The 6,034-nt window shown below is 58.5% G+C and carries 5 protein-coding genes; all 5 read left to right on the top strand.

Annotated features, from left to right (window positions below; all coding sequences use genetic code 11):
• Nucleotides 1–568: type VI secretion system accessory protein TagJ (locus ABX749_RS18425; protein WP_372897252.1), on the top strand; the 568-nt coding region annotated here is incomplete at its 5' end.
• Between the two features lie 5 nt (nt 569–573).
• The gene (tssE, locus tag ABX749_RS18420) at nt 574–1,071 is read left to right on the top strand and encodes a type VI secretion system baseplate subunit TssE (RefSeq protein ID WP_145211212.1); all 498 of its coding nucleotides are present in this window, start codon (nt 574–576) and stop codon (nt 1,069–1,071) included.
• A 14-nt stretch (nt 1,072–1,085) separates the two neighbouring features.
• The gene (tssF, locus tag ABX749_RS18415; protein WP_372897251.1) at nt 1,086–2,960 is read left to right on the top strand and encodes a type VI secretion system baseplate subunit TssF; all 1,875 of its coding nucleotides are present in this window, start codon (nt 1,086–1,088) and stop codon (nt 2,958–2,960) included.
• Complete coding sequence (tssG, locus tag ABX749_RS18410; protein WP_372897250.1) at nt 2,924–3,949, top strand: type VI secretion system baseplate subunit TssG; 1,026 nt, start codon at nt 2,924–2,926, stop codon at nt 3,947–3,949. The genes tssF and tssG overlap by 37 nt, the downstream gene beginning before the upstream one ends.
• 66 nt (nt 3,950–4,015) lie before the next feature.
• Nucleotides 4,016–6,034 (top strand): AAA family ATPase (locus ABX749_RS18405; RefSeq protein WP_372897249.1); only part of this gene is annotated, 2,019 nt, incomplete at its 3' end.

Here is a 6,034-nt window from a genome sequence, read left to right as displayed (position 1 = left end):
GGCGCTCAAGCTGGCTGCCAACGGGCAACACGCCAAAGCCGAATCGCTGCGGTCGGAAGCGTTCGAGTCCGCCCCCACCACCGCCGGGACCCTCGAATTGACCGGTGATCATCGGCACGAATTCGATTGGATTGCCGACGCCGATCCGAGACTCGGACCCGTGCTCGAAGGCCTGCTCAACGGACAATATTACTGGATCCCGTTCCACCGAATCGCCCGAATCGAAATCGAAGCACCCTCGGACCTGCGTGATTTTGTCTGGACACCGGTGCATTTCACGTGGGCCAACGGCGGTGAATCCTTCGGCATGATTCCGACTCGCTATCCCGGGTCCGAATCGATCGATGATCCCCTGGTCCGACTCTCCCGTAAAACCGACTGGCAACACGTTGCGGATTCCGACAGTGAGCTCACGATCGGTATCGGTCAACGCATGCTCGCGACCGACGCCGATGAATACGCGTTGCTGGACGTCCGAAAAATCACGTTGAACGTGGAGATCGAAGCCGATCAGGAATCTGAATCTGACCAGGACGAATCAAGCGACGTTCCAAGTGGTGATGACTGAGTACGATGGCAGACCTGAGTTCTCAAGAACGTCTGTTTCCTTCGCTGTTGGATCGGTTGACCGATGACCAAGCGGGAACCAAAACCGAATCACGCGACCAGCGTGTATTCTCGATCCACAAGTTGCGCGCGGCCGTTTTGCGTGACCTGGCATGGCTGATGAACACGTGCCACCTTGCCGCCCACCAGGACCTCAGTGACTACCCCGAGGTGGCCAAGTCGGTCATCAATTATGGCATCCCGGATCTGACCGGTAAAACTGTCTCCGGATTGCAAGTGTTCGAGGTTCAACAGGCGCTCCGTCAAGCCATTTTGGATTTCGAACCCCGGATCCTTGCCGACACGTTAGAAGTGCGAGGTGAAAAGGACCCCGATTCGCCGCTGTCAAACTCATTGCAGTTTGAGATCGAAGGCGAACTCTGGTCCAGGCCGTTTCCCGAACGTCTGTATCTGCGTTCGGAGCTCGATCTAGAGACGGGCAACGTCAATATTCACGAAGCCTAACGAGGCACGTCTGCATGGATCCGCGTCTGCTGAATTATTACAACCAGGAGCTCCAATTCGTTCGAGAATCGGGCGCCGAGTTCGCGGAGGAATATCCCAAGATCGCGAGCCGTTTGGGGATCGACGTTTTTGAGTGCGCCGATCCGTATGTGGAGCGGTTGTTCGAAGGGTTTGCATTGCTGGCCGCGCGGATTCAGTTGAAGCTGGATGCCGAATTCCCCCGGCTGACACAGCACTTGCTGCAAATGGTGTGTCCCCACTATCTGTCGCCACAACCCTCGATGGCCGTCGTCCAGTTTCAGCCCGATTTGACCGAAGGGGCGTTGGCCGAGGGATTCAAGCTGCCTCGCAACACGTTGCTGCAAAGTCTGTTGGGCAAAGGCGAACAGACACGCTGTACCTTCCGCACGGCCGACGAGGTCACGCTTTGGCCGATCAAGTTGGCCAAGGCGGATTACTTCCTGCGTGACGTCGCCGCGCTGGGGCTGCCCGACCATCCGTCGGTCAAAGCCGCCATGGTGTTGAAGCTGGAGTCTACCGCGGGACTCAAATTCAATCAGCTTCCGCTCGATCAGCTGCCCCTGTTTATTCGCGGCGCCACCGACGTGCCGATGCGGATCTATGAACAATTGATGACCGGTGGCGTCGGAATCGCCGTGCGGGCCGGCGGCAATCAGGCACGCTGGAAGGTCCAAATGGGGAAGTCGAAGGTCAGCCCGATGGGTTTTGGCGATCACCAAGCCATGCTCCCCTACGGCCCGCGGTCCTTCCAGGGATACCGCTTGTTGCAGGAATACTTTTCGTTCCCGCATCGGTACATGTTCGCCCGGCTGAACGAGCTTCAGTCACTGGTCAAACAATGCGATAGCGAGTCGATTGAAATTGCGATTCTGCTTCGCCGCGGCGACCCGCAGCTTTCCAACCGCGTCGACGCGACTCATTTTTCGCTCTTCAGCTGTCCGGCGGTCAATCTGTTCCCCAAACGCGCCGATCGAATCCATCTCAGTGACCGTGCGTCGGAATACCAGGTCATGCCGGATCGCACGCGGCCCCTGGATTTCGAAGTTTACGATGTCGGCGAGGTGCGAGGCTACGGCACCAGCAACGACCGCGAGCAGGAGTTCAGGCCGTTTTATTCGATCAATGACTTCACGTCGGATCACCGTAGCCGGGCTTACTTCACCGTCACGCGGCGGCCCCGCATGCTGTCGGGCAAGCACAAACAATACGGGCCACGTTCGAGCTACATCGGCAGCGAAGCATTCCTGACGCTGGTCGACGCGAACGAGGCTCCGTATTCGCACGAGCTTCGCCAGCTGTCGGTGGAGACACTTTGCACCAATCGCGATCTGCCGCTGCAGATGCCGGTGGGAATCAGCGATTCCGACTTTACCTTGGAAGTCAGCGCCCCCGTCCAGGCCGTTCGCTGTCTGGTCGGCCCCACCAAACCACAGCCTTCCAGAAGCTACGAGAACGGCCAGACCACTTGGCGTCTGATCAATCACCTGTCGCTCAATTATCTCTCGTTGGTCAACAGCGAATCCGGCGGCGCGACCGCGCTCCGCGAGCTGCTGTCGCTCTACTCCGACACCAACAACGTGATGACAAACAAGCAGATCGACGCCGTGCGGTCGATCGAATCCAAACCGGTCACCCGCCCGATCTCGTCGTCCGGTCCGCTCAGTTTCGGCCGTGGTCTCGAACTCACGCTCACGCTGGACGAAACAGGATTCGAGGGAACCGGTGCGTTCTTGATGGCGGCGGTGCTCAACGAATTCTTTGCAAAGTATGTGTCAATCAACTCATTTACCGAAACGGTCTTTCGAACGACCGAACGAGGAGAGGTAACGCGATGGCCCGCGAAGATGGGACGGCGACACGCCCTTTAGACGTGACGCTGCAACGGCTAAACGACGAACCGTACAAGTTTGATTTCTATCAAGCGATGCGGTTGCTCGAATGCGCGTTTGCCGATTCCCCTCGGTTCGGTCACACCATTCGTCTGTCCGATGATCGCGTCCGGTTGGCCCAGCAACCCTCGCTCAGTTTCGCACCGTCGTCGTTGTCGGCGTTTGATCTCGCCAGCGGGGCCGGCGCCAACGACTACCACAAAATGAGCGTCCGCTTCTTCGGACTGTGCGGTCCCAACGGCGCTCTGCCGCTGCACTTGACCGAATACATTCGCGATCGAATCCAGCACCACGACGACACCACGTTCGCCGCTTTCCTGGACGTCTTTCATCACCGCATGCTCTCGCTCTTCTATCGGGCTTGGGCTGATGCTCAACCGGTCGCGCATTTCGATCGTCCCGAATCGGATCGATTCTCGGTCTACGTCGGGTCCCTGATTGGGATCGGCATGCCGTCGCTGCAAGATCGTGACGAATTGCCCGATCTGGCAAAGCTGTTTTATGCCGGTCGCTTCGCCTGCCAGGCCCGCAACCCCGAAGGCTTGCAGGCCATGATTTCAGACTTTTTCAAAGTGCCCTGCGAGATCGAAGAGTTCGTCGGCCGATGGACCGAAATCCCCGACAACTGCCGCTTCAACCTCGGTGACGATCCCGACAGTTCCAGCGTCGGGGTCGCTTGCACGCTCGGTTCGCATGTCTGGGAGTGCCAACAAAACTTTCGCATCACCGTCGGACCGGTCGGTTGGGATGATTTTTCCCGCCTGCTTCCCGGTGGCGAAAGCCTGCAGCGATTGACCGCGCTGGTCAAAAACTATCTCGGCGAAGAATTGCTTTGGGATCTGAACCTCGTCCTCAAGAAAGAAGAAACGCCTTCCTGGCAACTGGGCGAGGCAAAACTCGGTCAAACCATGTGGTTGGACAGCGATGGCGTCACCGAAGATCCGAAAGACTTATTGTTACACAGTTAAAAAGACTCGAATGAACAAGTGGGATAGGCTTCCGGCCTGTCAAGTTCGCAACCTAGGAGAAAGACCTTGTCCGATATCAGCCGCACCGCACTGTTTGGAAAACTCAACAGCGTGGGTTACAAGTCGATCGAGAGTGCCACCGTATTCTGCAAGATGCGCGGCAACCCCTACGTCGAACTCGTCCACTGGTTCAACCAAATCCTACAGCTGGAGGACTCGGACCTCCATCACATCGTCAAGCAGTTCAACATCAACCCTTCGAAACTGGTCAAGGACATGACCGAGTCGTTGGACAAGCTGCCCCGTGGGTCCACCTCGATCTCTGACCTGTCGTCGCACATCGAAGAAGCCGTCGAGCGGGGCTGGGTCTACGGCACGCTGATGTTCGGCGAATCGCAAGTCCGCACCGGGCACCTGGTCGTCGGGATGCTCAAGACACGCAGTCTGACGCACGCCCTGTACGACATTTCCGCGGAATTCGAAAAGGTCAAATTGGACACGCTGACCGACCGATTCGATGAAGTCGTCAGCGGGTCTCCGGAAGAATCCATGCGCGCCAGCGACGGGTTCCAGGTCGGCGGCGGCGCGGCCCCGGGCGAAGCCAGCGGCGCGATGGCTCCGGCGGCGATGGGCAAACAGGAAGCGCTCAAACAATTCACCGTCGACCTGACCGAAAATGCTCGCCAAGGCAAGATCGATCCGATCGTCGGACGCGACGAAGAGATTCGTCAAATCATCGATATTCTGATGCGGCGTCGACAGAACAACCCCATTCTGACCGGTGAAGCCGGCGTGGGAAAAACAGCCGTCGTCGAAGGCTTCGCGCTCAAAATCGCATCGGGCGATGTGCCGCCGCCGCTCAGAGACGTCTCGTTGCGTTCGCTGGACGTCGGCCTGTTGCAAGCCGGCGCGAGCATGAAAGGCGAATTTGAAAACCGACTCAAACAGGTGATCGAAGAAGTCCAATCCTCTGAAAAGCCGATCATCATGTTCATCGACGAAGCCCACACGCTGGTCGGCGCCGGTGGCGCAGCGGGCACCGGCGACGCGGCCAACTTGCTCAAACCGGCCCTCGCTCGAGGGACCCTGCGCACCGTCGCGGCAACGACCTGGGCCGAATACAAAAAACACATCGAGAAAGACCCCGCGCTGACGCGGCGTTTCCAGGTCGTTCAGGTCGAAGAGCCCAGCGAAGAACGCGCCATCCTGATGATGCGTGGCATGGCGTCGACGCTCGAAAAACACCACAAGGTGAAAGTGCTCGACGAAGCCCTGGAAGCCGCCGTCAAGCTGTCCCACCGCTACATCCCCGCGCGTCAGTTGCCCGACAAATCGGTCAGTCTGCTCGATACCGCCGCTGCACGCGTCGCAATCAGTCAGCACGCCGTCCCGGCCGAAGTCGATGATTCTCGGAAACGCATCGATGCGCTCAATACCGAATTGCGAATCATTGCCGACGAGGACCTGGTGGGCGTCGAAACGACCGAACGACAGCGACGCGCGACCGAGGCGCTCGCTTACGAACAAGAACGGCTGAGCGGTTTGGAAGAACGCTGGAACAACGAAAAGGAGCTGGTCGAAAAAATCCTGGACGTTCGTAGCCAGCTCCGCGGTCACCACGGCAAAGTCGAAGGCACCGACAGTCCGTTGGAAAAGGCCGCCGATGCGGAAGCCAAAAGCGTCAAGGTTCAGACCGCCGAGCCGGCCGAAGAGAAAGCCGAAGTCAAGCTGTCCGACGCGGACCGAAAAAAGCTGCTCGATGAACTCAAAGAACTGCAATCCCAGCTTCAGGAACTGCAAGGCGAACACCCGTTGATTCTGCCCACCGTCGACGAGCAAGCCGTCGGATCGGTCGTCCAGGATTGGACCGGGATCCCTGTCGGACGGATGGTGAAAGACGAATTGGCGACCGTTCTCAAACTCGCCGATATCCTGAACGATCGAATCATCGGCCAGCGTCACGCGCTGGAGATGATCGCCAAACGCATCCAAACGTCGCGGGCAAGCTTGGACAACCCCGGCAAACCGATCGGCGTGTTCATGCTGGCCGGTCCCTCGGGCGTCGGGAAAACGGAAACCGCACTC

Origin of the sequence: Stieleria sp. (genome assembly GCF_041595215.1) — a bacterium.
In the GTDB taxonomy this organism is placed as follows: domain Bacteria; phylum Planctomycetota; class Planctomycetia; order Pirellulales; family Pirellulaceae; genus Stieleria; species Stieleria magnilauensis.
Note: the sequence above shows the minus strand (reverse complement) of the source record. Positions and strands in the feature narration are given on the sequence as shown.